This window comes from Acidovorax sp. GW821-FHT09A11 (assembly GCF_059418365.1).
Genome location: NZ_JBWKPS010000002.1, coordinates 547,929 through 571,693, shown reverse-complemented (window position 1 = coordinate 571,693; position 23,765 = coordinate 547,929). Strand labels below are relative to the sequence as shown.

At 66.6% G+C, this 23,765-nt stretch carries 28 protein-coding genes; 16 read left to right on the top strand and 12 right to left on the bottom strand.

The features are described 5' to 3' along the window. The first annotated feature begins 60 nt into the window (after positions 1–60). Entirely contained in the window at positions 61–843 is a 783-nt protein-coding gene (locus AC07PV_RS06705) for a transporter substrate-binding domain-containing protein (RefSeq protein ID WP_218340722.1), read from the top strand. A gap of 128 nt (positions 844–971) precedes the next feature. On the opposite strand, the gene AC07PV_RS06700 is transcribed toward AC07PV_RS06705, so the two are convergent. Both AC07PV_RS06700 and AC07PV_RS06695 read right to left on the bottom strand, forming a co-directional pair. Further along, the gene (locus AC07PV_RS06700) at positions 972–1,436 is read right to left on the bottom strand and encodes an SRPBCC family protein (RefSeq protein ID WP_494629771.1); all 465 of its coding nucleotides are present in this window, start codon (positions 1,434–1,436) and stop codon (positions 972–974) included. Positions 1,437–1,584: 148 nt separating this feature from the next. Beyond that, positions 1,585–1,902, bottom strand: a complete 318-nt coding sequence (locus AC07PV_RS06695) for a DUF2322 family protein (protein WP_494629770.1) — start codon at positions 1,900–1,902, stop codon at positions 1,585–1,587. A 209-nt stretch (positions 1,903–2,111) separates the two neighbouring features. Between AC07PV_RS06695 and AC07PV_RS06690 the strand changes: the two genes are divergently transcribed. The 3 genes from AC07PV_RS06690 (at position 2,112) to AC07PV_RS06680 (ending at position 3,714) form a co-directional block, all read left to right on the top strand. Beyond that, positions 2,112–2,435, top strand: coding sequence for an ArsR/SmtB family transcription factor (locus AC07PV_RS06690; RefSeq protein ID WP_057272387.1), 324 nt, complete (start codon positions 2,112–2,114; stop codon positions 2,433–2,435). Positions 2,436–2,534: 99 nt separating this feature from the next. After that, a complete protein-coding gene (locus tag AC07PV_RS06685) occupies positions 2,535–3,008 on the top strand; it encodes an SRPBCC family protein (RefSeq protein WP_494629769.1) in 474 nt (157 codons plus the stop codon). 79 nt (positions 3,009–3,087) lie between these two features. Further along, the gene (locus tag AC07PV_RS06680; protein ID WP_218294458.1) at positions 3,088–3,714 is read left to right on the top strand and encodes a flavodoxin family protein; all 627 of its coding nucleotides are present in this window, start codon (positions 3,088–3,090) and stop codon (positions 3,712–3,714) included. 151 nt (positions 3,715–3,865) lie between these two features. Here the strand turns inward: AC07PV_RS06680 and AC07PV_RS06675 are convergent, their stop codons facing one another. Beyond that, positions 3,866–4,195 (bottom strand): hypothetical protein, encoded by a 330-nt coding sequence (locus AC07PV_RS06675; RefSeq protein ID WP_218294004.1) that lies wholly within the window; start codon positions 4,193–4,195, stop codon positions 3,866–3,868. 356 nt (positions 4,196–4,551) lie between these two features. Between AC07PV_RS06675 and AC07PV_RS06670 the strand changes: the two genes are divergently transcribed. The 3 genes from AC07PV_RS06670 (at position 4,552) to AC07PV_RS06660 (ending at position 5,602) form a co-directional block, all read left to right on the top strand. Next, positions 4,552–4,791 carry a hypothetical protein gene (locus tag AC07PV_RS06670; protein WP_218294005.1) on the top strand — a complete coding sequence of 80 codons (240 nt, stop codon included), beginning with the start codon at positions 4,552–4,554 and terminating at the stop codon, positions 4,789–4,791. 122 nt (positions 4,792–4,913) lie between these two features. After that, positions 4,914–5,264, top strand: a complete 351-nt coding sequence (rbp, locus tag AC07PV_RS06665; RefSeq protein ID WP_218294006.1) for an RNA-binding regulator — start codon at positions 4,914–4,916, stop codon at positions 5,262–5,264. 173 nt (positions 5,265–5,437) lie between these two features. Further along, positions 5,438–5,602, top strand: a complete 165-nt coding sequence (locus AC07PV_RS06660; RefSeq protein WP_218294007.1) for a hypothetical protein — start codon at positions 5,438–5,440, stop codon at positions 5,600–5,602. Positions 5,603–5,680: 78 nt separating this feature from the next. On the opposite strand, the gene AC07PV_RS06655 is transcribed toward AC07PV_RS06660, so the two are convergent. Further along, on the bottom strand, positions 5,681–5,998 hold the full coding sequence (locus AC07PV_RS06655; RefSeq protein WP_255594544.1) for a hypothetical protein: 318 nt from the start codon (positions 5,996–5,998) through the stop codon (positions 5,681–5,683). A gap of 567 nt (positions 5,999–6,565) precedes the next feature. Here AC07PV_RS06655 and AC07PV_RS06650 point away from each other — a divergent pair. Beyond that, positions 6,566–7,465 carry a serine hydrolase domain-containing protein gene (locus AC07PV_RS06650; RefSeq protein WP_494616556.1) on the top strand — a complete coding sequence of 300 codons (900 nt, stop codon included), beginning with the start codon at positions 6,566–6,568 and terminating at the stop codon, positions 7,463–7,465. A gap of 132 nt (positions 7,466–7,597) precedes the next feature. Here AC07PV_RS06650 and AC07PV_RS06645 read toward each other — a convergent pair whose 3' ends face one another. Then, the gene (locus AC07PV_RS06645; RefSeq protein WP_218294009.1) at positions 7,598–9,433 is read right to left on the bottom strand and encodes a glutamine--tRNA ligase/YqeY domain fusion protein; all 1,836 of its coding nucleotides are present in this window, start codon (positions 9,431–9,433) and stop codon (positions 7,598–7,600) included. Positions 9,434–9,605: 172 nt separating this feature from the next. Here AC07PV_RS06645 and AC07PV_RS06640 point away from each other — a divergent pair, with 172 nt between their 5' ends. The 6 genes from AC07PV_RS06640 to AC07PV_RS06615 all read left to right on the top strand — a co-directional run bounded on the left by AC07PV_RS06640 (position 9,606) and on the right by AC07PV_RS06615 (position 13,875). Further along, complete coding sequence (locus AC07PV_RS06640; RefSeq protein WP_218294010.1) at positions 9,606–9,956, top strand: hypothetical protein; 351 nt, start codon at positions 9,606–9,608, stop codon at positions 9,954–9,956. A gap of 220 nt (positions 9,957–10,176) precedes the next feature. After that, a complete protein-coding gene (locus AC07PV_RS06635; RefSeq protein ID WP_218294011.1) occupies positions 10,177–10,656 on the top strand; it encodes a type II 3-dehydroquinate dehydratase in 480 nt (159 codons plus the stop codon). A 76-nt stretch (positions 10,657–10,732) separates the two neighbouring features. After that, positions 10,733–11,155, top strand: a complete 423-nt coding sequence (gene arfB / locus AC07PV_RS06630; protein WP_218294012.1) for an alternative ribosome rescue aminoacyl-tRNA hydrolase ArfB — start codon at positions 10,733–10,735, stop codon at positions 11,153–11,155. A gap of 110 nt (positions 11,156–11,265) precedes the next feature. Beyond that, complete coding sequence (locus AC07PV_RS06625) at positions 11,266–12,102, top strand: DODA-type extradiol aromatic ring-opening family dioxygenase (RefSeq protein WP_218294013.1); 837 nt, start codon at positions 11,266–11,268, stop codon at positions 12,100–12,102. Between the two features lie 52 nt (positions 12,103–12,154). After that, entirely contained in the window at positions 12,155–12,826 is a 672-nt protein-coding gene (locus tag AC07PV_RS06620) for an alpha/beta hydrolase (protein WP_218294014.1), read from the top strand. Positions 12,827–12,975: 149 nt separating this feature from the next. Next, on the top strand, positions 12,976–13,875 hold the full coding sequence (locus AC07PV_RS06615; protein WP_218294015.1) for a DUF3014 domain-containing protein: 900 nt from the start codon (positions 12,976–12,978) through the stop codon (positions 13,873–13,875). A 46-nt stretch (positions 13,876–13,921) separates the two neighbouring features. On the opposite strand, the gene AC07PV_RS06610 is transcribed toward AC07PV_RS06615, so the two are convergent. Beyond that, positions 13,922–15,169, bottom strand: coding sequence for an MFS transporter (locus AC07PV_RS06610; RefSeq protein ID WP_218294016.1), 1,248 nt, complete (start codon positions 15,167–15,169; stop codon positions 13,922–13,924). Between the two features lie 74 nt (positions 15,170–15,243). On the opposite strand from AC07PV_RS06610, the gene AC07PV_RS06605 reads away from it, so the two are divergent. Beyond that, on the top strand, positions 15,244–16,257 hold the full coding sequence (locus tag AC07PV_RS06605) for an AraC family transcriptional regulator (protein WP_218294017.1): 1,014 nt from the start codon (positions 15,244–15,246) through the stop codon (positions 16,255–16,257). A gap of 12 nt (positions 16,258–16,269) precedes the next feature. Here AC07PV_RS06605 and AC07PV_RS06600 read toward each other — a convergent pair whose 3' ends face one another. Continuing rightward, a complete protein-coding gene (locus tag AC07PV_RS06600; RefSeq protein WP_218294018.1) occupies positions 16,270–16,737 on the bottom strand; it encodes an Lrp/AsnC family transcriptional regulator in 468 nt (155 codons plus the stop codon). Between the two features lie 101 nt (positions 16,738–16,838). On the opposite strand from AC07PV_RS06600, the gene mdeB reads away from it, so the two are divergent. Further along, positions 16,839–19,508: an alpha-ketoglutarate dehydrogenase gene (gene mdeB, locus AC07PV_RS06595; RefSeq protein ID WP_218294019.1), complete on the top strand. Its 2,670-nt coding sequence runs from the start codon at positions 16,839–16,841 to the stop codon at positions 19,506–19,508. Between the two features lie 88 nt (positions 19,509–19,596). On the opposite strand, the gene AC07PV_RS06590 is transcribed toward mdeB, so the two are convergent. The 5 genes from AC07PV_RS06590 to AC07PV_RS06570 are packed head-to-tail and all read right to left on the bottom strand — an operon-like array spanning position 19,597 to position 23,702. Further along, entirely contained in the window at positions 19,597–20,430 is an 834-nt protein-coding gene (locus tag AC07PV_RS06590; RefSeq protein ID WP_218294020.1) for a M90 family metallopeptidase, read from the bottom strand. A gap of 36 nt (positions 20,431–20,466) precedes the next feature. Beyond that, positions 20,467–21,252: a UDP-2,3-diacylglucosamine diphosphatase gene (locus AC07PV_RS06585; protein WP_218294460.1), complete on the bottom strand. Its 786-nt coding sequence runs from the start codon at positions 21,250–21,252 to the stop codon at positions 20,467–20,469. A gap of 33 nt (positions 21,253–21,285) precedes the next feature. Next, positions 21,286–21,792, bottom strand: coding sequence for a peptidylprolyl isomerase (locus AC07PV_RS06580; protein ID WP_218294021.1), 507 nt, complete (start codon positions 21,790–21,792; stop codon positions 21,286–21,288). 36 nt (positions 21,793–21,828) lie between these two features. Continuing rightward, the gene (locus AC07PV_RS06575) at positions 21,829–22,410 is read right to left on the bottom strand and encodes a peptidylprolyl isomerase (protein WP_494629765.1); all 582 of its coding nucleotides are present in this window, start codon (positions 22,408–22,410) and stop codon (positions 21,829–21,831) included. Then, positions 22,407–23,702 (bottom strand): L,D-transpeptidase family protein, encoded by a 1,296-nt coding sequence (locus AC07PV_RS06570; RefSeq protein WP_218294023.1) that lies wholly within the window; start codon positions 23,700–23,702, stop codon positions 22,407–22,409. Before AC07PV_RS06570 ends, AC07PV_RS06575 begins: the two co-directional genes overlap by 4 nt. Positions 23,703–23,765: the final 63 nt, after the last annotated feature.

Genomic DNA, 23,765 nt, shown 5'->3' with positions numbered 1-23,765 from the left:
GGTGCACCGTGCTGCCACACCCTTCGCCAAGCCACCTTTCACCCACTGGAGAACCTCGAAATGATCCCCAAGAAAATCCTCGCCCTTGCCGCAGCCGCCGTGGTGGCCAGCCTTGCTTTCAGCCAGGCCGCGCAGGCCGGCCCCCGGCTCGACAAGATCATGGAGGCCAAGGTCATCCGCGTGGGCACGCCCGGCGACTACCGCCCGTTTGCCATCAAGACCGACGCGGGCTACTCGGGCCATGACATCGACGTGATCGAGACCATGGCCAAGGAGCTGGGTGTGAAGATCGAATACGTGCCCACCACCTGGCCCAACCTGGTGAAGGACCTGCAGGGCGACAGGTTCGATGTGGCGGTGGGCGGCATCACGCGCAACGTCAACCGCATGCGCATCTTTGACATGCTGCCCGGCTACGCACCCTTCGGCAAGGTGGCCCTGGTGCGCGCGGCCGACAAGGCCAAATACACCAGCGTGGACGCGATGAACCAGCCCACCGTGCGTGTCATCAAGAACCCCGGCGGCACCAACGAAACCTATGTGCTGGCCAACCTGAAAACAGCCCAGGTCAGCACGCACGACAAGAACGCCGAGATCCCCGCGCTGATCGCCGAGGGCAAGGGCGACGTGATGATCACCGAGACGTACGAGGCCCTGCACTATGCCAAGGCCGACCCGCGCCTGCACGCCGCGTTCGTGGATGCACCGCTCACGCCCAAGAACTACCTGGGCTTCATGTTGCCCACCGACGATGCCGACTATGTGCGCGTGATGGGCTTCGTGTGGGGCCTGGTGGACAGCCGGGGCACCATCAAGCAAGCCGCCGACAAGTGGCTGAAGTGAAGTGATGTGATGTGAATTGAGGGATGGGGAGGGGCTGGGGCGGCGGGCGCGTGGCGCGGCACCGCCTGCCGGTGCGCCGCCGTTCACCCCGCCGCCGGGGCCGTGTGCATGGCCCGGCCGGCACCGATTTACTCCGCCGGAATCTCCGGCTCCACCAGCAGCGCCAGCAGCTGCAGCGACTCCTGCCAGCCCAGGTAGCACGCCTCGGCGGGGATCACGGCCGGAATGCCCGCCTGCACGATGGACACCTCGGTGCCCACGATCACTTTTTTCAGCTGGATGGTGGTGCGCATCTCGCCCGGCAGGTTGGGGTCGTCGAACCGGTCGGTGTGCACGATGCGCTCGCCCGGCGCCAGCTCCACATACTCGCCACCAAACGCATGCGTCTGGCCGTTGCTGAAGTTGGTGAACTGCATGCGGTAGGTGCCGCCCACGCGGGCATCCAGGCTCAGCACCCGGCCGGTGAATCCATGGGGCGGCAGCCACTTGCACATGGCGTCGGGGTCCAGGAACGCGCGGTAGATGCGCTCGGCCGGTGCGCGCAGCACGCGGTGCAGGGTGACGGTGCCTGTGGGGGTGGTGTTGGTGGTCATGCTGGGGTCTCCTTGGGGGTGGACATCAGGGTGGATGAAGGCGTGAGCCGCTCAACCATATCGCTCATTCAACGTGTTCACACCCTGACGACGAACGGGCCCGCGCGTTTTCGACAAGCCGCCGCTGCCACCGCGGTTTTTTTTCGTTTCAGGCGGAAACCGTGCGGGCCCCAAAACTCTCGCTGCCCTGGGCCCAGGCCAGCAGCCGGTCGATGTTGGGGTGCTTGCCCGGGAAGGCCTGCGCGTCGGCCACATGCTCGGCGTACCACTCCAGCCCCAGGGTGGCGGCCGCGGGCGTGATGCGGCCGCCATACAGCGCCGCCAGCGCGGCATACACGGCCAGCGAACCCGTCTGGCCGGGCTTGTTCTCGATGGTGGCCAGCACCTGGCCGCCAGCGTCCAGCAGGTGCAGGGCGGCGAAGTGGCTTGTGGAAGGAAGCTGCTGAAGGCGGTTTGCGAAATTCATGGGCAAGGACAAAGGGTGGGTGCCACGGGCGGATTCCCCGGCCCGCAGCGAATGGATGGATCGTGTGGGCCTGCATTGTCGTGCCACCCGGTGGGCCGCACAAACGATCCCGTGTCCCGCGCAGCGCGCCTGAATCTTTTTACGAAGGATTGACCAATCCATAACCGTTTGGTTATTATTCGTCATCCATAACCAATGAGTTATATCCTGTGAAATCCCCTGAAGACCTGACCTTCGCGGCGTTGTCGGACCCCACGCGCCGTTCCATCTTCCAGCAGCTGTCCCGGGAGGGGCAGCAGACCGTGAACGTGCTGACGGGGCATTCCCACATTTCGCAACCTGCGGTGTCCAAGCACCTGGCCGTGCTCAAGCGCGCGGGGCTGGTGGAAGACCGCCGTGCCGGGCGCGAAACCTACTACCAGGTGCGGCGCGAAGGGTTGGCGCCCCTGGTGGACTGGATGAGCGTCTATGCCGGCTTCTGGAACCAGCGCCTGGATGACCTGGAGAACCTGCTCGGACGCATGGACCAATGACAGCGCAACTCCACTACTGCGGCAAAAACACCATGCAGAACCGCCACCACCCTCTGAGCCTCGTGCCCGCCGTCAGGCTCACCTTGCAGGCGATGCGCCATGGCTGACGCAACCCGATCCCATGGCCCCACCCCCACGGCGCAAGGCACCCGGTCCCTGGTGTTCGAGCGGCAGCTACCCCACCCGCGCGAGAAGGTCTGGCGCGCGCTCACCCAGTCCTGGCTGATGCAGGAGTGGCTCATGCCAAACGACTTCGTGGCCGAGGTGGGGCACCGCTTCACGGTGCGCGCGCAGCCGCTGCCGGGCTGGTCGGGCATGACGCACTGCGAGGTGACCCTGGTGGAGGAACCCAGCCAGCTCGCCTACCGCTGGGGCAACGGCACCGAGTCGGCCAATGGGCTCATCACCCACATCACCTGGACCTTGCAGGAGCACGGCGGCGGCACGCTGCTGCGCATGGAGCAGGCGGGTTTCCGGCCCAACGATGGCATCAGCTTCGAGCGCATGGGCGGCTTGTGGCCGCGCATTCTGGAGCGCCTGGAGCAGGTGGTGCACAGCCGCGAAGGCCCCTAACGCCAGCCTGCCACGGCCTAGCCAACCTCCCTCATATCCCTCACCCACAGTTTCTCAACCCATGAACTCAAGCATGAACATGACCCTGACGACGCCCACTCTCCAACCCACCCGCGCCCCTGGTGTGCGCATTGCCATCGTCTTTCACAGCGGCTATGGCCACACGGCCCGGCAGGCCCAGGCCGTGAAAGAAGGCGTGGCGCAGGTGGAGGGCACCGAGCCCCTCCTCATGACCGTGGAAGAAGCGCCCTCACGGTGGAATGACCTCGCGTCCGCCGACGCCATCATCTTCGGCGCGCCCACCTATGTCGCCAGCGCCTCGTCGCAGTTCAAGGCCTTCCAGGAAGCCACGTCCAACGTGGTCATGGCCAAAGGCCTCGGCTGGAAGGACAAGATCGCCGCGGGCTTCACCAACTCGGGCTCGCGCTCGGGGGACAAGCTTTCCACCCTGATGCAGATGGCCCTGTTCGCCGCGCAGCACGGCATGCACTGGGTGAACCTGGCGCTGCCCCCGGGCAACTGCTCGTCCACCGGGTCGGAGGAAGACCTGAACCGCCTGGGCTTCTGGCTGGGCGCCGCGGCGCAGTCCAACACCGACCAGGGTGCCGACGTGGTGCCGCCAGAGGCAGACCTGGCCACGGCGCGGTACCTGGGGGAACGCGTGGCCCACACCACGCTGCAGTTTGTGCGGGGGCGTGTGCACTGAGGCTGGCTTGTGGCCTTCTGGCCAGCGCGCTGAGATTTCAGTGAAATGGGCTGCTGGAGCTGGATGGATAAGCGCTGGCAGCTATCAAAACTGAAGCGCAACCGATTCCAGGAAGAAGGACGCACCGGCCCCTGCGCGCGCGGGCACCGGTTCAGGCCTGCCACACCCCAAACCCCGCCGAGCGCAGGTCGATGCCGATCTCGATCTCCCGGTCCACCGCGTCTTCGTAGCTCATGGGGTTGAAGCCTTCGTACAGGTCGGGCAGCAGGCGCAGGCCGTACTGCTGTACAAACCGGTTCGCCTGGATGCCTGCCTTGTGCTTGTCAAACCGCACGTCCGGGTCCAGGCCCGTCATGCCCACGTACACGCAGGGTTTGCCGTCGATGTAGCCGGGGTTGTTCTTGCGAAAGCGGGGCTCGTTCAGCACGTCCTTCGAAAGCTCGACGACATAGACGTGGTGGTGGAGTTTGCGGCGGGGCATGGAGCGACAGGAGGAAAAAAGAACCACCGGCGCAGCGGGAACACGCGCAGGCAGCGCCGGCAAGCGTAGCAAAACCCGGCGCATTGCTGGCGCGGATGCTCCGGCACTGCCCAATTTCGCGCCTTTTAAAACCAAAAAGAATATTAATTCAAATTCAAATGCGAATTGATATATACTGAGTGGGTTGCAGTCACGGCCCTTGACGCGTGCCGTCACCGCAACGCCTGCTCTGTGGCGGCCATCCGCCCCAGGCCAGCCGCCTTTTGCGACCTTTGTCGCCCAGTGGGTCTGTAGAGCTGCAGCCCACCGAGTCCCTCGATGCTCACGCAGGTCGATTTCCAAGCCTGCGATCCTGAATGAACCAGATTTCAAAGACCGCCATTTCCATGGGCCAGTACGTCGTTTCGCCCGCGACACACCCGACCGACTGCGGCCGCTTCCGCGCCTCCTTCTCGGTCCACCGTTCCCAAGGCAACGGCAGCTACTGCCGTGTCTTCCGTTTCGACAAAGCCTTTGCCTCGCGCGAAGCCGCCCGGCTCTTTGCCGTTACCCAGGGCTGGCTGCAAACGTGCATGCCGCATCCCCCCGTGTGCTGATGGATGGCCTGCCCACCGCAGACCCCATCCACGCTTCCTCGTTGTGGCGGACATCCGGTCCGCACACCCTTGTCCCAACGGTGCGCCCTGCGTTGCGCGCCCTCCTTCAGAAAGGCTCCTCCATGAGCACCAAGATCTACGTGGGCAACTTGCCCTATTCCGTGACCGATTCCAGCCTGGAAAGCAACTTTGCCGAGTTTGGCCGGGTTTCCTCCGCCAAGGTCATGATGGACCGCGAGACCGGCCGCTCCAAGGGCTTCGGCTTTGTGGAAATGGCGTCCGCCGAAGTCGCCCAGGCCGCCATCACCGCGCTGCACGGCATGTCTGTCGATGGGCGCGCGATTGTCGTGAACCTCGCCCGCCCCCGCGAAGAGGGTGGCGGCTCGGGTGGCTACAGCGCGGGCGGCTACAGTGCCAGCAAACGCTCGGACATCGGCTACGGCACGGGTGGCTACGGCGGCGGGCGCTACTGAACCCGGCAGCTTCCTCTGAAAAACCGGCTCCGCGGAGCCGGTTTTTTTTCGTCCCGGCCCAGCGGCATGGAGCCATCCCCACAGCGGCGCGGGCCACCTTGCGCGCGCGGTGCACTGGGGCAGAATCCAGCCATTGGTGAGCTGAAGAACGGCAAACCAAGGAAGCACATCACATGAAATCCATCCATTGGTTCTCCCTGGCTGCGCTCGTCCTGGGGCTGGCGCTGCTCTTCCTGGGGTCTTCAACCGCAGGCGGGGTCGTCCTGGGGCTTGCCTTCGCCGTGGAGCTGATTTGCTCCGCATTGACGGGAAAACAGACGAACGATGGCACCCATTGATGTCCGCAAGGGGCGCGGAAGCGGCGCCGTCCGTGAAGAAAAAAATGGCCGGCCAACCTAGGCCCGCCTGGAGGCCTCCTACGGAGGGCTTCCCAAAGCGCCTAGCAGGCGTGCGCTCACCTCTGATGCATCAAGCGTGGCGAACTGCATGTTGTGCTGATCCGTCAGCGGGCCGTGGCCGGGTTCCATGCCACCGGCAGCGCTGTAGCCCATGGCCTTGAACTTCCAGACCCCGCCGACCAGCTTGAGCGAACCCACATGCGCGCCATCGGCGGTGTGCACTGACACCACCCCGGCGTTGAGCGGCAACAACTGCAAGGGGCCCGCCACCGGGCCGGCCGGCACGTGGGCGAAGGTGGGAGTGAACGTGGCCGACAAGGGCTGGGTGTGAGGCATGGCGGTGTTTGTACCGTAAAAGCGCGGCGCCCACCGCCTGGTGCCGTGCGGGGAATCGGCAGGCAGAAGTCTGTCTACGGCCAGAAGCTGCCGGTGGTGAATCGTGAAAGCGGACGCTCAATGAACTGAGCTAGCGGCCCGCAGAATGTTGGTTCGCTTGAGTGGTGGGTTAGACGCTGAAACGCTACTTTGTCTTCCGTTTTTGCTGACCAAATGGCCACCAACCTAGCAAAAAAAGTGGAAGGGACAGAAGTACCTTTAGTGCGGCATAGTTCGTTGCATCCAAGGTGGGGGCAGCGGCGGGCCCAACGATACCGCCTTGCTGAACATATTGCTCTCGATATTTCAGTAGCTCATCAGAGTTGCATGCTGCAGGGCAACTGCATGCGATGCATTCCAAGGCTGCAGGGCTGTTCGATGCCCCGCAGGATAAGCAAGACCATTGATATTCAGGCATAGCTTCAACCCAATGTAGGTCGCGCCAATTCGCCGACCATATCTTTCGGTAGTTTGGCTCATAACGGCCAGGATCGGACCTTCAATGCGTCAACCCAATTTTTCAGTCCAATGCGCCCCTTGACATATTTCTCTCTCGTATCAAACGGTTCACTAGTGCGGCACGGAGAACAAGATGTGATGGTTCCTTGGTGGAGCTTTACGAAGACAGTTCTAGCGGCAGCGTCTCTGTCACTGGTGCGTGATGGGATTGTTCGACTCGATGACGTAGTCCTTGAAGGTCCGTTCACGTTGCGTCAGCTGCTGAGACATGAAGCCGGGCTGGCTGACTACGGTGAACTTGTCGAGTACCACGCTGCCGTTGCTCGCGGCGATGCGCCCTGGCAGGCGGATGAAATGTTGCAACGCCTCGATGCCACGAGGTTGCGTTATGCCCCTGGAGTGGGGTGGCAGTATTCGAACGTCGGCTACTTGTACGTAGCGAGACTTATCGAGCGTGCGACAGGTCTCGCACTTGAGGAAGCGCTTATGCAACAAGCGTTGGCGCCCTTGGGCCTGCTGAGAGTTCGTAGCGCAAAGACGCCAGCTGACTTGGAAGGCGTGTGCATGGGGGCCATTTCGACTTATGACCCGAGATGGGTTTATCACGGCTTGCTTGTTGGCTCTCTCTCCGACGCTGCCCTCTTTCTAGACCGCCTGATGGCTGGACACCTTCTGCCTGATTTGCTGGTGCAGGAGATGCAAGCTGCACGCGCCCTTGGCGGACCTCTTCCTGGGCGCCCATGGAAGTCGCCGGCATACGGCCTCGGGCTGATGCAAGGCGTGTTGCATACGGGGCCGACATTGTGTGGGCACACCGGTGCTGGGCCGGGCAGCGTGGTGGCCGTCTATCGCAGAGCCAACGGTTCTAACACGGCGACTTGTGCTGTCTTTCACGCAGGTTCCGACGAAGGCCTTGCAGAGGAGGAGGTCGTCAAGCGGTTGTCGGCGTCCCTGAAGTCTGGTGATTGACGATGCGTGTCCTCTTAGCGTCTGCTTTCAAAAAGCGAATATGACAGCGTTGGGCCCCAAGCTGTCATCAGTCCAAAAGCAAAAGGCCAGCAGACCTCACAGTCTGCTGGCCCTTCTTTGTTCACAGAGAAATCACTTCCCCCAGGAATCCTTCAACCCCACCGCCAAGTTGAACACCGGCTTCCCCGCCGCATGGTCCACCCGGTCCGCCACAAAATACCCATGCCGCTCGAACTGAAACTTGTCGTCTGGCCGTGCATTGGCCAATGACGGCTCCACGATGGCTGTCACCACCTTCAGGCTGTTCGGGTTCAGGCTTTCGATGAAGTCCTTGCCGCCTGCGTCGGGCTGGGCGTCCAGGAACAGGCGGTCGTACATGCGCACTTCGGCATTCACGCCGTCGGCCACGCCCACCCAGGTGATGGCGGCCTTGACCTTCACGCTGTCGGCGCCGGGGGTGCCGCTCTTGGTGTCGGGCACCACGGTGGCCAGCACTTCGGTGATGTTGCCGGCGGCATCCTTGGTGCACCCGGTGCATTCGATGACGTAGCCGCCCTTCAGGCGCACCTTGTTGCCCGGGAACAGGCGCTTGTAGCCCTTGGGGGGCACTTCTTCAAAGTCTTCGCGTTCGATCCAGACTTCCTTGCCGATGGTGAAGTGGCGCTCGGGGCTTTCCACGCCTTCAGGGGGGTGGGGCAGGGAGGGCAGGGTGCAGGGCTCCAGGTGGCCCGCGCCCATGACGTCGTCCCAGTTGGTGAGCACCAGCTTGACGGGGTTGAGCACGGCCATGCCGCGGAAGGCCTTGAGCTCCAGGTCTTCGCGAAGGCAGCCTTCCAGGGTGCTGTAGTCGATCCAGCTGTCGCTCTTGGTCACGCCGATGCGTTCGGCAAAGGTCTGGATGGCCTCGGGCGTGTAGCCCCGGCGGCGCAGGCCCACGATGGTGGGCATGCGCGGGTCATCCCAGCCGCTGACCTTGTGGTCGTACACCAGCTGCGCGAGCTTGCGCTTGCTGGTGATGACGTAGGTGAGGTTCAGGCGCGCGAATTCGTACTGGCGGGGGGGCGGGCTGGCCAGCAGGCCGCCTTCGGTCAGGCGCTCCAGCAGCCAGTCGTAGAACGGGCGCTGGTCTTCGAATTCCAGCGTGCACAGGCTGTGGGTGATTTGCTCCAGCGCATCCTCGATGGGGTGCGCGTAGGTGTACATCGGGTAGATGCACCAGGTGTCGCCGGTGTTGTGGTGCGTGGCGCGGCGGATGCGGTAGATGGCCGGGTCGCGCATGTTGATGTTGGGGCTGGCCATGTCGATCTTGGCGCGCAGCACCATGGAGCCGTCTTCGTGCAGGCCGGCCTTCATCTCGCGGAACTTGGCCAGGTTTTCGGCCGGGGTGCGGCTGCGAAAGGGGCTGTCGGTGCCGGGCTTGCTGAAGTCGCCGCGGTTGATGCGGATCTGCTCGACGGTCTGTTCGTCCACGTAGGCGTGGCCGGCCTCGATCAGGTACTCCGCCGCGCGGTACATGAAGTCGAAATAGTCGCTCGCCTGGTAGGGCGGGGCGCTGGGGTGGCCGTTCCAGTCAAAACCCAGCCATTTCACCGCGTCGATGATGCTATTGACGTATTCGGTGTCTTCTTTTTCGGGGTTGGTGTCGTCAAAGCGCAGGTGGCACACGCCGCCGTAGTCGCGCGCCAGGCCAAAGTTGATGCAGATGCTCTTGGCGTGGCCCACGTGCAGGTAGCCGTTGGGTTCGGGCGGGAAGCGGGTGCGGATCCTGGCGGGGTCGGGCTGGCCGATGGCGTGGTGGGCGGCGTCGCCCGGGCTGCCGCCCCAGCGGCGGGAGGCGTAGGTGCCTTTTTCCAGGTCGTTTTCGATGACCTGGCGCAGGAAGTTGCTGGGCTTGGTGGTTTCCAGGGATGCTGCGGGGGCAGCGCCGGGGGTGCCGGCGGCAGGATTGGCGGGGTTTGGGGTGCTCATTGGGCCATTTTAGGCGCCGGTTTCGTGAAGGTTTACGCATGGAAACAGGCGCGTATACGTCCAGACACAACGTAAAGACAGTTTTATGCCATCCTTTCGGCTACTTGGTGCGTTATGTACCGGTGAGGTGAGTCCATTTGGCTGGCTGCCCTCGCTCAAACAGGAGATTTCCATGACGAAAACCCGTTCTATCTATGCCATTGCCGCCTCGGCTGGCGTGGCGCTGGCATTGCTGGCCGGCACGGGCGCAGCCCAGGCCCGCGGCGACGTGAATTGGTCGGTTGGTATCGGCGTGCCCGGCGTGGTGGTGGGGGCCAGCAATGGCTACTACGCACCCGCCCCGGTGTACGTGGCCCCGCCGCCCGTGTACTACGCGCCACCCCGGCCCGTGTACTACACGCAGCCCCCAGCGTATTACGCCCCTCCACCCGTGGTGTACTACGGTGACCGTGGGTACCGCCACCATCGACACCATGACCACGGCTATCGTGGCCATGGACACAATCGCCATTGGGACCGTTGATCGGCGACGGGCCCGCGGGCCCGTCTGCTGATTGTTGCAACCAACCTCTTGGGCGCCAGTCGCTCACAGGCAGCGTCTTTGCACAGGCTGCCTTTTACAGCGGCCCTTCGGGGCCGCTTTTCTCGTGGGGCGTACCTGAAGGGGCCGGCGCCTGCGGGCCGCCGCATAATCGCGCACTCTGGCCTGCCAGCGTGGCAGGTGCCTAGCCCCGGAGTGCTGCATGTCTGTGAAGAAAAAAACCGTTTTTGTCCTGAATGGCCCCAACCTGAACCTGCTGGGCACGCGTGAACCCGCCGTGTATGGCGCAGCCACGCTGGCCGACGTGGAAAAGCTCTGCGCCGACGCGTGTGATCGCCACGGCTTCGCGTTGCGGTTCCATCAAAGCAACCACGAAGGCGCGCTGGTGGACTGGATTCACGAGGCCGGCCGCCTGCACGCGGCGGGCGAGCTGGCGGGCGTGGTCATCAACGCCGGGGCCTACACCCACACCAGCATCGCCCTGCACGATGCCACCAAGGGCACGGGCATCACGCTGATCGAGCTGCATATCAGCAACGTGCACGCGCGCGAGGCCTATCGCCACCATTCGTACATGGCGGCTGCGGCCAAGGCGGTGATGTGCGGTTTTGGCGTGCTGGGTTACGGCCTGGCCATCGACGGCCTGGCGCAGTTGCTGGCGCAGCAGCCGCCCGCGGCCTGAGCCGCCGGGAAGTTCACTCTTCTTCTGCCGTTCCCGCGTTAACCGCACATTCCGGCTCCGGCACGACAGGGCAAACATGGCGCCACGACCGCTTGAGGTGCGCGAGGACGAGGTGGAGATCACCGCCATGCGTGCCCAGGGCGCGGGCGGACAGAACGTCAACAAGGTTTCCAGCGCGGTGCACCTGCGCTTTGACGTGGGCGCCTCCTCACTGCCCGGGGACGTGAAGGAGCGCCTTCTGGCCCTGCGCGACACCCGCATCACGCAGGAAGGCGTGGTGGTCATCAAGGCCCAGCAGTACCGCAGCCAGGACCAAAACCGCAATGATGCGCTGGAGCGCTTGAACGCGCTGGTCAACAGCGTCGCGGTGCCGCCCCGCGTGCGGCGCGCCACCAAGCCTACCTATGGCTCCAAACAGCGGCGCCTGGAGGGCAAGACCCAGCGCGGCGAGACCAAGGCGCTGCGGGGTAGGGTGCGCGGTGGGGGGGATGGTTCGTGAGCGGAGTCTCGCCGCATTGGCACCATGGGTAGAACAATCTGTCTGGCGTACAGGGCTTGGTAGCGGGGCCCATCGGTCCTACATTCAAGGCATTACCGGATGGAGTTGCCATGTCTGCCACAGCCCAAACCCCCGCCACTGCCGCGCCCCACGGCGCCATTCCCGCGCTGTTCGTGTCGCACGGGGCACCCTTGTTTGCCATCGCCGCCGGCACCACCGGCCCTGCGCTCACCCAGTGGGGCGAAAGCCTGAAGGGGCAATATCCCGGCCTGCGCGGCGTGGTGATCATGTCGCCGCACTGGATGGCGCGCTCCCTGCAGGTCATGACCGGGCCGCAGCCCGCCACCTGGCACGACTTTGGCGGGTTTCCACCCGCGCTGTACCAGCTGCAGTATCCCGCCAGCGGCTCCCCCGCGCTGGCGCAGGAGGTGCTGGGGCTGCTGCAGGCCGCGGGCATGGCCGCGCAGGGCGACGCGGCCCGTCCGTTTGACCACGGGGCCTGGGTGCCGCTGATGCACCTGTTTCCCGAGGCCGACCTGCCCGTGGTGCAGGTGGCGCTGCCCGTGGGCGCCGGCCCGGCCGAGGTGTATGCACTGGGCGCCGCCTTGCGCGGCCTGCGCAGCCAGGGCGTGCTGGTGGTCGGCTCGGGCAGCATGACGCACAACCTGGCCGAGTTCTTTGGCGGCGCCCGGGAGCCCGCGCCGTACGTGCTGGAATTCAGCCGGTGGATCGAAGCAGCGCTGGCGCGCGGTGATGTCAGCGCGCTGCTCAACTACCGCAGCCAGGCCCCGCATGCCAGCCGCGCGCACCCGACCGAAGACCACTTCCTGCCCATCTTTTTTGCGCTGGGCGCCGCGGGGGACGACCTGCATGCCCACTACCTGAGCCGCGAGGTGATGTACAGCATGCTGTCGATGGACGCGTTCGCCCTGGAACCGGCGCATTGACCCGCAGGCTTTTTCATCCGTTCTCCATAAAAACTGCCCGAGGCGCCTGTCCATGCTCAACCTACCGCTCACCTTCTTGCAGCGCCCTGCTGCCGCCACCGCGCCCCGCCCCTGGCTGCTGGTGCTGATGCATGGGGTGGGCAGCAACGAACAGGACCTGTTCAGCCTGGCGCCTCATATTCCCGAGCGCTTTCATGTGCTGAGCCTGCGTGCACCGTTTCGCATGGGGCCGGGCTCGCATGCGTGGTTCGACTTTTCCATCGAGCCCAGCGGGGAACGCACCATCAACGAAGCGCAGGAGGCCGAAAGCCGCGCGCTGGTCGCCAAGGCCATCGAATCGGCCGCCGAGCAGCTGGGCATTCCGCCCGAACGCGTGGTGGTGGGGGGCTTCAGCCAGGGCGGCATCATGGCGCTGTCGCTGCTGCTCACCCGGCCAGCGCTCATGCAGGCGGCGATGGTCTGGCACAGCCGCCTGCTGGCGCAGGCGGTGCCCCTGGCGGCGCCGCCCGATGCCCTGCGCGGCAAACAGCTGTGGCTGAGCCACGGCACGCACGATAACGTGATCCCGCTGGCCCATGCACAGGCCATCGCCCACCACATGGCGCCCTTGCCGGTGACGGTGGCGTACCACGAGTTCCCCAGCGCGCACGAGATCCGGCCCTCCGAGCTGGCGGCCACGGTGGCGTGGCTGGAGTCGCTGTCCACCACCCCCACGGCGTTTTAAGCGCGGGTTTCGGCGGGCGGCCTACATCGCGTTACCGGCGCGGTGTCCCGCGGGTTTCCAATCAAGTCCATCCCCACGTGGGATGGACAGGGAACGCCCGGCGCCGAAGCCGCTCGGACAAGGGTTGTTCCTGTTTTGAAGGAGACCCGATGCCCGATCAAGAGACTGCCGAGTTCCGCCCAACGCCGGAGCGCACATCCTCCTCCCCCTGGGTCATTGCCGCCGTGCTGGCCTGCGCGGTGGCCGCCGCAGCTGCCTGGTGGTTCTGGCTGCGCAAGGCAGAGCCGCCGGTTGCGCCGCCCCCCGTGGCGGCCGCGCCCGAAGCGCCTGTGGCTCCACCGCCCCTGCCCGAAGCCTCGGGGCCGCAGAACCCGGTCGATGCACTGGCCCCGGCGGAAACGCCCCTGCCCGCGCTGGCCGAATCTGACGCGCGCGTCGTCGAGCTGCTGTCTGGACTGGTGGGGCGCGACAAGCTCGCATCGTTCCTGATCACCGACGGCTTTGTCCGCCGCCTGGTGGCCACGGTGGACAACCTGGGCCGTGCCCAGGCCCCCTCGCGCATGTGGCCCGTGCAACCCATGCCGCAGCGGTTTGCGGTGGACCGCACAGGCGAAGCGCCCACCACCATCGCGGCCGCCAATGCCGCGCGCTACAGCGCTTTTCTGGCCTTTGCCGAGGCCGTGTCGATGGAGTCCGCCGTGGCCTTGTATGCGCGGCTGTATCCGCTGTTCCAGCAGGCGTATGAAGAACTGGGCTACCCCAGGCGCTACTTCAACGACCGCCTGGTGGCCGTGCTGGACCACCTGCTGCTGGCGCCCGAACCCCAGGGCCCGCTGCGCGTGAAGCTCACGCCGGTGAATACCGATGTGCCGAACCTGCGCCCCTGGGTGCGCTACGAATTCGTGGACCCGGCGCTGGAATCGCTGTCCAGCGGACAGAAGATCCTGGTGCGCATGGGGCCCGCCAACGAGGCCCGCGCCAAGGCGCTGATCCGCGATCTGCGCAAGCGCGTGGCGACCGGCGAGATCGCACGCAAACCCGCGCAGTGAGGGGGCGGCGGGACCACCCGGCCCGTTGCCGGGTCGTGGGGGCCGATCAGGCGGCTGCCGGGCGCGGCCCGTGCCGCAGGGTCAGCAGAGTGCCCAGCGTGAGCGCCGCCAGCGCAAACGCCGGCCCGCCCAGCGCGCCCACATGGTCCACCATCAGGCCGCCGAAGATGGCGCCGCTGGCAATGGCGATCTGGAACGCCGCCACCAGCAGTCCGCCCGCGCCCTCGGCCTGGTCGGGAGCGGCGCGCACGATCCAGGTCTGGAAGCCCACCGGGAAGGCGCCGAACGCAAAACCCCACAGCGTGACGGCCACGGCCGTGATGGCCGCCGACTGCCCGGCCACGAGCAGCACGGCGGCCAGCGCGGCGATGACGGCACCGCCGGCCACGATGGCCTGGCGCTCGCTGCGCCCGGCGATCCAGCCGCCCACGAAGTTGCCGAAGAAACCGCCCACGCCATAGCCCAGCAACACCGCCGTGATGGTGGCCACCGACAGGTGCGTGACCTGCTCCATCAGCGGGCGGATGTAGGTGAAGCCTGCGAAGTGGCCGGAGATGACCAGCAGCACGGCCAGCAGCGCCACGCGCACGGGCGGGCGGCGCAGCAGCTCGCCCAGCACCTTGAGGTTGGGGTTGTCGCGCGGGGGCAGGGCGGGCAGCGCCACCAGCTGCACGGCCAGCGTGATCAGGCTGATGCCCCCCGCCGCGATGAAGGCGCTGCGCCAGCCCCACAGGTCGCCCATCCACGCGCCGATGGGCGCCGCGCAGACCGTGGCCACCGACACCCCGGTGAGGATGAACGACATGGCCCGCGCGAACAGCGAGGCGGGCACCAGCCGCATGGCCAGCGCGGCCGACATGGACCAGAAGCCGCCCAGCGCCACGCCCAGCAGCACCCGCGCCACCAGCAGCGTGGCCAGGCTCCCGGCCAAGGCCGACATCGCGTTGGACAGCACCAGCAGCAGCGTGAAGGCGATCATCACCAGCCGCCGGTCGATGCGGCGCGTGAGCAGCGGCAGCGACGGGGCGGCCACCGCCGCCACCAGCGCCGTCACGGTGACCGCCTGGCCTGCGGCGCCATCGCTCACGCGCAGGTCGCTGGCCATGGCGGTGAGCAGGCTGGCGGGCAAGAATTCGGCCGTGACCAGTCCGAAGACACCCAGCGCCATGGAGGCCACGGCGGCCCAGCGTGCCTCGGTGGGATCGGGGGTGGAATGCGGGGCGGGCGTAGCCTCGGCAACGACGGCACCAGTGGGCGCATCAAGGCAGGCGGAGCAGGAAGGAGAGGAAGACACGGGAAAGGCCTAGGGATGGATGGAAAGCCATCGTAGGGATAAGATGGCGGCGTTTCCATGCCGTAAAAGCCGAGATGCTTGACTTTTTGTCCAAACCCTTCAACCAGATCCCCCAGCAGCCGTTCGCGGAGCCGCCGGACCTGCTGACCCAGATCCTGCTCGGCCTGCGCCTGGACGGCGTGGAGTATGGCCGCTGCGTGCTGCAGCCGCCGTGGGCCATCGCCTTCCCAGCGCAGCGCTCGGCGCGTTTCCACTTCGTGGGCCATGGCGGAGCCTGGCTGCGCACGCCGGGTACCGACTGGCAGCGCCTGAACCCGGGCGATGCGGTGCTGCTGCCGCACGGCAGCTTCCACGTGCTGGCCAGCTCGCCCGACGTGCCGCCGGTGGACATCGATTCGCTGGCGCGCAAGCCCGTGTCCGAGAACATCTACCTGGTGGACGGCCGCGATGCGGGCCACGCGCCCCTGGGGGCCCCCGTCGCGCCACCTCCGCCGCTGGCCCCCGACGTGCTGTTCAGCGGCGCGTTGCGCTTCAACCTCGACCCGCTGCACCCGCTGATGGCCATGATGCCGGCGGTGATGATGGCCGGCGACCTGGCCCGGCGCGACACCACCGTGCCGGTGCTGCTCGACGCCATGGAGCGCGAGGTGGAGCAGGACCGCATGGGCGCCTGCGCGATCCTCGCGCGCCTGGCCGATGCGCTGGCCGCCAGCATCATCCGCGCCTGGGTGGAGTGCAGCTGCAACAACCCCACGGGCTGGATCGCCGCCGTGCGCTGCCCGCGCATCGGCAAGGTGATCGCCGCCATCCACGCCGAGCCCGAGCGCGACTGGAACGTGCCGCTGCTGGCTGACCTGATGGGCGCGTCGCGCTCGAGCTTTTCCGAATCGTTCACGCGCACCATGGGCGAGAGCCCGGCGCGCTACGTGGCCAAGGTGAAGATGTCGCAGGCGCGCCGCTGGATCGCGCGCGACGGCATGCGCGTGGCCGTGGCGGCCCACCGGCTGGGCTACGAGTCGGAGGCCTCGTTCAGCCGGGCGTACAAGCGCATCATTGGCCACCCGCCGAGCACTGCGCGGGCGGAGTGAAAAAAAGGGGCCCTACGCCCGGGGCAGCGGCAGCGCCGTCTTGTAGCGCACTTGCTTGAGCGCGAAGCTCGAGCGGATCTTTTCCACTCCGGTGATGGGGGCGAGGCGCTCCAGGATGAAGCGCTCCAGCGCCCCGATGTCGGGCACGGCCACCCGGATCAGGTAATCGCTGTCGCCGCTCATCAGGTAGCACTCCATCACCTCGTCGTGCTCGGCGATGCGCTGCTCGAAGTCGCCCAGCGCCTCCTTGCTCTGCGTCTTCAGGCTGATGCTGATGAACACGTTGAGCCCCAGGCCCAGGGCGGCCGCGTTGGCCAGTGCGACGTAGCGGCTGATGACGCCCGCGGCCTCCAGCGCCTTCACGCGCGCAAGGCACGGCGAGGGCGAGAGGTGCACGCGCCGCGCCAGCTCCACGTTGGACAGGGAACCGTCGGCCTGCAGCTCGGCCAGAATGCGCAAATCCAGGGTATCCAGCTTCATGTGCTGCAGTGTAGTCTGTTGGCCGCATGAAATGCTGTGATGGGCGCTTTGGTGGGCTACAACGGCATCCCATTCGGGGCGGCAATGGCTACAGTTGCGGCATGAACGCCCCCACCGCACACCACCACCTGCTCACGCCGGCATCGGCCGCACCGTTGGCCGATACGGACCCCGAAGAAACCGCCGAGTGGCGCGACGCCTTCCTGGCGCTGGTCGCCACCGAAGGCCCGGAGCGGGCGCGGCACATGCTGCAGGAACTGGTGCGCCTGGCGCGCGCGCAGCGCATCGGCTGGCAGCCGGACCTGAACACGCCGTATGTGAACACCGTGGCGGTGCAGGACCAGCCCGTCTTCCCCGGCGACCTCGCCATCGAGGAGCGCGTGGCTTCCATCGTGCGCTGGAACGCGCTGGCGATGGTGGTGCGCGCCAACCAGGCCTATGGCGAACTGGGCGGCCACATCGCCAGCTACGCCAGCGCGGCCGATCTTTTCGAGAGCGGCTTCAACCACTTCTTCCGTGCCCGTGAGGGCCTGGGCGAAGGCCAGCACCGGGGCGACCTGGTGTTCTTCCAGCCGCACAGCGCGCCGGGCGTGTATGCGCGGGCGTTCCTCGAAGGGCGCCTGTCCGAGCAGGACCTGAAACACTACCGCCAGGAGCTCACGGCACCGGGTGCGGGCGCGCAGGGCCTGTCGAGCTACCCCCACCCCTGGCTGATGCCGGACTTCTGGCAGTTTCCCACGGGGTCGATGGGGATCGGTCCCATCAGCAGCATCTACCACGCGCGCTTCATGCGCTACCTCACGCACCGCAACCTGCTCGACTGCTCGGCGCGCAAGGTCTGGGGCGTGTTCGGCGATGGCGAGATGGACGAGCCCGAGAGCATGAGCGCGCTGACCCTGGCCGCGCGGGAAGGCCTCGACAACCTGGTCTGGGTGGTCAACTGCAACCTGCAGCGGCTGGACGGCCCGGTGCGCGGCAACGGCCGCATCATCGACGAGCTGGAGCGCCTGTTCGCCGGTGCGGGCTGGAACGTGGTCAAGCTCGTGTGGGGCAGCGACTGGGACGGCCTGTTCGCCCGCGACCTGACCGGTGCGCTGGTGCGCACGCTCGAAGGCACGGTGGACGGCCAGATGCAGACCTTTGCCGCCAAGGACGGGCGCTTCAACCGCGACAACTTCTTCGGCCAGAACCCCGAGCTCGCGGCCCTGGCCCAGGGCATGACGGACGAGCAGATCGACCGCCTGAAACGCGGCGGGCACGACCTGGTGAAGATCCACGCCGCCTACGCTGCAGCCAGCGCCCATAAGGGCCAGCCCACCGTGATCCTGGCGCACACCAAGAAGGGCTACGGCATGGGCACGGCCGGCCAGGGCAAGATGACCACGCACAGCCAGAAGAAGCTCGACGAGACGGACCTCATCGAGTTCCGCAACCGCTTCAACCTGCCCCTGTCCGACGAGCAGGCCACCAGCCTCGCGTTCTTCAAGCCCGCCGAAGACAGCCCCGAGATGCGCTACCTGCGCGGCCACCGCCAGAACCTGGGCGGCTACCTGCCGCGCCGCGAGACGGCCTGCGATGCGCTGCCCGTGCCCGCCATCGAGGGCTACGCGCAGTTCGCGCTGCAGCCGCAGGCCAAGGAGATGAGCACCACCATGGCCTTCGTGCGCATGCTGGGCAGCCTGCTCAAGGACGCCACGCTGGGCCCGCGCATCGTGCCCATCGTGGCCGACGAGGCGCGCACCTTCGGCATGGCCAACCTGTTCAAGCAGGTCGGCATCTACAGCAGCGTGGGCCAGCGCTATGCGCCCGAGGACATCGGCTCGGTGCTGAGCTACCGCGAGGCGCTGGACGGCCAGATTCTGGAAGAAGGCATCAGCGAGGCCGGCGCCATCGCCAGCTGGACGGCCGCGGCCACCAGCTACAGCGTGCACGGCCTGGCCATGCTGCCGTTCTACATCTACTACTCGATGTTCGGCTTCCAGCGCGTGGGCGACGCCATCTGGGCCGCCGCAGACCAGCGTGCGCGCGGCTTCCTGCTGGGCGCCACCTCGGGCCGCACCACGCTGGGCGGCGAGGGCCTGCAGCACCAGGACGGCTCCAGCCACCTGGTAGCCGCCACCATCCCCAACTGCAAGGCCTACGACCCGGCATACGCGGGCGAGATGGCCGTGATCATCGACGCCGGCATGCGCGAGATGGTGACCGAGCAGCGCGACGTCTTCTACTACGTGACGCTGATGAACGAGAACTACGCCCAGCCCGACCTGCCTGCCGATGCGGCAGAAGGTGTGCTGCGAGGTTGCTATGTTTTCAGGAGCTATCCGCGCTTGATGGACGGCCGTGAAGGGCCAATTTCATCCAAAAGCGTCACCCTGATGGGCTCCGGCGCCATCCTGACCGAGGTGGTCAAGGCAGCCGAACTGCTGGCAGGCGAGGGCGTGGACGTGACCGTGCTCAGCGTGACCAGCTGGAGCGAGCTGGCCCGCGACGGCGTGGCCTGCGAACAGCGTGCGCTGCAGGGGGAGGCGCGGCCCGGCGTGGCGTGGCTGACGCAGCAACTGGCGGGCACACGCGGCCCGGTGATTGCCGCCACCGACTATGTGCGCGCCGTGCCGGAGACCGTGCGCGCGTTCGTGCCTGGAGGACGCCGATTCATGACATTGGGAACGGACGGTTTTGGGCGCAGCGATACACGGGCGGCGCTGCGGGTGTTTTTTGGGGTGGATGCGGCGGCGGTGGCGCGCGCAGCCCGGTTTGCATTGGCGGGGTAGGGTGTGTGGACGGCGCCGCCTCCTGGCCAACGCCGCTTTGTGGCGCTTTCTTCACTGGCGGCGGTGGGGCGCATGACGCGGGGAACGGTCATGCACTTGCCACAGCGGGCCGCTTGAAAAACGCGTCCAGCACCGGCATCAGCGCCGGAAACTCCTGCGCGAACCGGTCCCGGTTCACAAAGTAGGCCTCGCAGGCCACGGCAAAGAATTCGGACTGCGATGTGGCCCCGTAGGCGTCCAGCCAGGGGCGTTCCGCGCCGAAGCGCTCGGCCAGGATCACGCGTTCTCGGAACTGTTCGTACGCGGGCTCCCAGGCGGCCCACCAGGCTTCGTAGGCCGCGCGCCCTGTGCGCGTGCCCATGAAGCCTGCGGGCAATGGCGGGCAGCCGTTGGGCTCGCCGCTGCGCATGTCGAGCTTGTGAACGAACTCGTGCACCACCACGTTGTGGCCGCGCTCAGTGTTCTCACGCCCGTTGGAGGCGTGTGCCCAGCTGAGCATGATGGGGCCGCGGTCCATGGCCTCGCCCAGCAGCACCTGCGTATGTTCATGCACCACACCGGCTTCGTCCACCGTCTTGCGGCGCGCCACGGCCTCGCCGGGGTGCAGCACGATGCCCACGAAATCGTCGTACCAGTCCAGCGCCCGGGCCGGGTCGCCCCAGTGCAGCAGGGGCAGGCAGGCCTGGGCCGCGATGTCGATGGCCATGGCATCGGTCACCACCAGGCCGTGCGCGCCGTGGAATTCCTTGTGGTGCAGGAAGAGGGCGCTGAGCGCGCGCAGCTTGGACTGGTCGTGCAGCGAGAGCGCCGCCAGGAACGGGTAGCGCTGCAGGGTCTGGAGCCACAGCGTGGCCGAGATGTCGGGCACGGGGGACACGGTGGCGCGGACACGGCTCCAGAGCCGGTGGAGGAGAGGGGGCATGGCGATCAGGCGGCGGGAGGTGAAGCCCCGCGCAGTTCAGGATCGCTGGTACTTGGGGGCCAGGGGCAGCCGTTCCAAGCCCGCGCGGGACAAACGCAGTATTTCCGCGCGGGGCGGCAATGCGGCCGCGTCCCAGTCGCTGAGCACCACACGCCGCAAGCCGGGGGCCAGTGCGTGGTCGGCGGGACGGTGGGTGTGGCCGTGAATGAGCGTATGTGCCTGGGCCGCCTGCAGCCAGGCGATGGCAGCCGGGCCGTCCACGTCGGCATAGATGGCGCCCGATTGTTTGCGCGCCTCGCTCTCCTGGCGGATGCCGCGTGCCTGCGCGCGGCGCGTCGCCAGGGGCTGCGCCAGAAACTGCTGCTGCCACCCGGCACTGCGGGCCTGCACGCGAAAGCGCTGGTAGTCCACATCGTCCAGGCACAGCAGGTCGCCATGGCTCAGCACGAAGCGCTGGCCGTCAAACACCAGGACCGTCGGGTCCGCCAGGCCGGTGATGCCACACTGCGCAAGGAACGCAGGGCCCGCCAGGAAGTCGCGGTTGCCGTGCATGAAGTACACGGGCAGGCGCTGCGACGCCGCGCGCAGGGCCGCGCAGCCCTGGGCCTCGAAGCTGCCGGTTTCGCCGATGGCGTCGTCCCCCACCCAGACCTCGAACAGATCGCCCAGGATGAAGAGGGCATCCGCTTCGGTGCCGGCCAGGTAGTCCTGCCAGGCGGCCACGGTGGCAGGCTCGCTGGCCTGCAGGTGCAGGTCGGAAATGAAATCGACCGTGCGCCAGTGCGCGGGAGCGGCAAGCTCCTCGAACCGGGGCACGGTCATCGTCACGGAGACGGAGGTCAGATCAACGCGAGATCAGAGTGCGACAGCCTTCTCGATGATCACGTCTTCCTTCGGCACATCGTCGTGGAAGCCCTTGCGGCCCGTCTTCACGGCCTTGATCTTGTCGACCACGTCGGCGCCGCCAACCACCTTGCCGAACACGGCATAGCCCCAGCCCTGGGCCGAGGGGGCGGTGTGGTTCAGGAAGCCGTTGTCGGCCACGTTGATGAAGAACTGGGCGGTGGCCGAGTGCGGGTCGCTGGTGCGGGCCATGGCCACGGTGTAGTTGGCGTTCTTCAGGCCGTTGTTGGCTTCGTTCTCGATGGGCGCGTCGGTGCCCTTTTGTGTCATGCCGGGCTCGAAGCCGCCGCCTTGCACCATGAAGCCGGGGATCACACGGTGGAAGATGGTGTTGTTGTAGTGGCCCTTGTTCACGTAGGCCAGGAAGTTCTCGACCGACTTGGGCGCCTTGGCGGCGTCGAGTTCGAGGGTGATGACGCCGTAGCCGGCGATGTGCAGTTCGACTTGGGGGTTGCTCATGGCAAGGGTTCTTTCAATCAGTCAATCAAAAATGGGTTACTTCACCAGGGTGGCGGAGTTGATGGTGACGGGGGCGGTGGGCACGTTCTGGTGCGGGCCCTTGTTGCCGGTGGCCACGGCCTTGATCTTGTCGACCACCTCGGTGCCGCTCACCACCTTGCCGAACACGGCATAGCCATGGCCGTCGGGGCTGGGAGCATTGAGCATCGCGTTGTCCTTCACGTTGATGAAGAACTGCGACGTGGCCGAGTTGGGGTTGCCCGTGCGCGCCATGGCGATGGTGTAGTTGTCGTTCTTGAGGCCGTTGCCGGCTTCCAGCGGAATCGGGGCCTTGGTGGGCTTGGGAATCAGGTCGGCGGTGTAGCCGCCGCCCTGGATCATGAAACCATCGATCACGCGGTGGAACACGGTGCCGTCATAGGTCTTGTCCTTGACGTAGCCCAGGAAGTTTTCCACTGTCTTGGGCGCCTTGGCCGGGTCGAGTTGCACCACGATGTCGCCCATCGAGGTGGACAGCTTGACCTTGGGGGCGTCTTGCGCCTGTACGGACGCTACTGAAAAAATAGCTGTCAGCGCAATGCTGGCAAGCGCCAGGGTCGAATTTCTTCTGAAAATCATCCAATCACTCCTTCGAAAAATATCTGCCATTGTTGGCCCCGCCGCGCCCAGTACTGGCGCTTGACGGGGCCCGTGCGGGCGCCTGCGGCGACTTCGCCGAACGTTACCACCATGGTGTCGGCGGAATCTGTCCAGCGCAGGTAAGACTTGTCCTTGAGGTGTAGTTCCCTGCCCCGCAATGCGCGGGTCTCGGCCTGGAGCACCTGGGACCACTCTTGCAGCGGTTTCTTGCGGTAGCTCTGGAAGTCCGGCGCGTAGAAACCCATCAGGCGGCTCATGTCGCCCTCGGTCTTGGCGCTGCGCCAGGCGTTGAGCACCGCGTCGAAGGATTTGCGGTCCGCCTGTACCGCGTGCGGTGCCACCCACTGCAGCTGGCGCGCGATGACCACGGGCGTGGAGCGGGGCTCCACCGTGCGCAGGATGCGTTCGAGGTCGGGATTGGCCAGCACCAGGCAGCCATCGGTGGCCAGGGGCGCGCGGGCAAACTGGTCGGGCGGCGTGCCGTGCAGCCAGATGCCGCCACCGGTCTTGCCCCGGCTCTGGTCCAGGGGGTTGGGGTAGTTGATGGGCAGCGCGCCCGCGCCGTAGAAGTCCTTGAGCGTGGCGGGGTCCAGCCGGCTGGTGATGAAGTAGACGCCCAGCGGGGTGCGCTGGTCGCCTTCCAGGTTCTTCTCGATGCCCAGCTTGCCGACCGAAGCGTAGTAGTCGGCGACCAGCTGCAGGCCCTTGGGGGTGTTCTCGAACAGGTACAGGCGCGAACGCGAGGCATCCACCGCGATGGCATGGCGGGAGCGGGGCGAGAGCTCCAGGAACTGCGCCGGGATGCTGTGCGCCGGGGGGCGGCTGCGCTGGGCATCCACGCGCTGGCGCGATTCGTTGCGCAGCTCTTCCAGCGTGGCAGCCGTCTGGATGCTGCGGGCCGAATCGGGCTCGGGCACATCGCCCAGGCGGCGGATCGGCCGCGTGCGCGCCATCAGCAGGTCGCCCACCACCAGTTGCGCCAGCTGGAAGTTGGGATAGTCGCGCGCCAGGGCCTCGGCCTGCGCCAGCGCTTCGCGGTGGCGGCCCTCGGCGATGAGCTGGTACACCCCCATGAGGCGCGCCTCCGCCTGTCCATCGCGCAGGGCGGGTGCCGTGGAGCCCGCGGCTTGCATGGGCCGGGCCGAGGTGGCGGCCGCCGCGCCCCGGGACTTGGCGCTCTGGGGCAGCACCGGGGCTGCGTGCAGGAGCGCCGCCAGGCAAAGGGCGCCCGCCACGGCCGGGCGGCTTCGTGCGGACAACGCCACAAGCATGTGCGAAATCGTTTCAGGTCAGGTCAGGGCAGGGAGGCAGAAACAGCGCGCGCCGCCGCCATC

What these genes read in the sequence shown, in the direction of transcription:
- AC07PV_RS06580 (WP_218294021.1), bottom strand. Translation starts at nt 21,792, where the DNA reads ATGAGCAACCCCCAAGTCGAACTGCACATCGCCGGCTACGGCGTCATC.
- AC07PV_RS06575 (WP_494629765.1), bottom strand. Translation starts at nt 22,410, where the DNA reads ATGATTTTCAGAAGAAATTCGACCCTGGCGCTTGCCAGCATTGCGCTG.
- AC07PV_RS06635 (WP_218294011.1), top strand. Translation starts at nt 10,177, where the DNA reads ATGTCTGTGAAGAAAAAAACCGTTTTTGTCCTGAATGGCCCCAACCTG.
- AC07PV_RS06620 (WP_218294014.1), top strand. Translation starts at nt 12,155, where the DNA reads ATGCTCAACCTACCGCTCACCTTCTTGCAGCGCCCTGCTGCCGCCACC.
- AC07PV_RS06640 (WP_218294010.1), top strand. Translation starts at nt 9,606, where the DNA reads ATGACGAAAACCCGTTCTATCTATGCCATTGCCGCCTCGGCTGGCGTG.
- AC07PV_RS06695 (WP_494629770.1), bottom strand. Translation starts at nt 1,902, where the DNA reads ATGAATTTCGCAAACCGCCTTCAGCAGCTTCCTTCCACAAGCCACTTC.
- AC07PV_RS06615 (WP_218294015.1), top strand. Translation starts at nt 12,976, where the DNA reads ATGCCCGATCAAGAGACTGCCGAGTTCCGCCCAACGCCGGAGCGCACA.
- arfB (WP_218294012.1), top strand. Translation starts at nt 10,733, where the DNA reads ATGGCGCCACGACCGCTTGAGGTGCGCGAGGACGAGGTGGAGATCACC.
- AC07PV_RS06670 (WP_218294005.1), top strand. Translation starts at nt 4,552, where the DNA reads ATGAACCAGATTTCAAAGACCGCCATTTCCATGGGCCAGTACGTCGTT.
- AC07PV_RS06605 (WP_218294017.1), top strand. Translation starts at nt 15,244, where the DNA reads ATGCTTGACTTTTTGTCCAAACCCTTCAACCAGATCCCCCAGCAGCCG.
- mdeB (WP_218294019.1), top strand. Translation starts at nt 16,839, where the DNA reads ATGAACGCCCCCACCGCACACCACCACCTGCTCACGCCGGCATCGGCC.
- AC07PV_RS06570 (WP_218294023.1), bottom strand. Translation starts at nt 23,702, where the DNA reads ATGCTTGTGGCGTTGTCCGCACGAAGCCGCCCGGCCGTGGCGGGCGCC.
- AC07PV_RS06625 (WP_218294013.1), top strand. Translation starts at nt 11,266, where the DNA reads ATGTCTGCCACAGCCCAAACCCCCGCCACTGCCGCGCCCCACGGCGCC.
- AC07PV_RS06655 (WP_255594544.1), bottom strand. Translation starts at nt 5,998, where the DNA reads ATGCCTCACACCCAGCCCTTGTCGGCCACGTTCACTCCCACCTTCGCC.
- AC07PV_RS06705 (WP_218340722.1), top strand. Translation starts at nt 61, where the DNA reads ATGATCCCCAAGAAAATCCTCGCCCTTGCCGCAGCCGCCGTGGTGGCC.
- AC07PV_RS06660 (WP_218294007.1), top strand. Translation starts at nt 5,438, where the DNA reads ATGAAATCCATCCATTGGTTCTCCCTGGCTGCGCTCGTCCTGGGGCTG.
- AC07PV_RS06685 (WP_494629769.1), top strand. Translation starts at nt 2,535, where the DNA reads ATGGCTGACGCAACCCGATCCCATGGCCCCACCCCCACGGCGCAAGGC.
- AC07PV_RS06650 (WP_494616556.1), top strand. Translation starts at nt 6,566, where the DNA reads ATGCGCCCCTTGACATATTTCTCTCTCGTATCAAACGGTTCACTAGTG.
- AC07PV_RS06700 (WP_494629771.1), bottom strand. Translation starts at nt 1,436, where the DNA reads ATGACCACCAACACCACCCCCACAGGCACCGTCACCCTGCACCGCGTG.
- rbp (WP_218294006.1), top strand. Translation starts at nt 4,914, where the DNA reads ATGAGCACCAAGATCTACGTGGGCAACTTGCCCTATTCCGTGACCGAT.
- AC07PV_RS06590 (WP_218294020.1), bottom strand. Translation starts at nt 20,430, where the DNA reads ATGCCCCCTCTCCTCCACCGGCTCTGGAGCCGTGTCCGCGCCACCGTG.
- AC07PV_RS06675 (WP_218294004.1), bottom strand. Translation starts at nt 4,195, where the DNA reads ATGCCCCGCCGCAAACTCCACCACCACGTCTATGTCGTCGAGCTTTCG.
- AC07PV_RS06600 (WP_218294018.1), bottom strand. Translation starts at nt 16,737, where the DNA reads ATGAAGCTGGATACCCTGGATTTGCGCATTCTGGCCGAGCTGCAGGCC.
- AC07PV_RS06645 (WP_218294009.1), bottom strand. Translation starts at nt 9,433, where the DNA reads ATGAGCACCCCAAACCCCGCCAATCCTGCCGCCGGCACCCCCGGCGCT.
- AC07PV_RS06585 (WP_218294460.1), bottom strand. Translation starts at nt 21,252, where the DNA reads ATGACCGTGCCCCGGTTCGAGGAGCTTGCCGCTCCCGCGCACTGGCGC.
- AC07PV_RS06680 (WP_218294458.1), top strand. Translation starts at nt 3,088, where the DNA reads ATGACCCTGACGACGCCCACTCTCCAACCCACCCGCGCCCCTGGTGTG.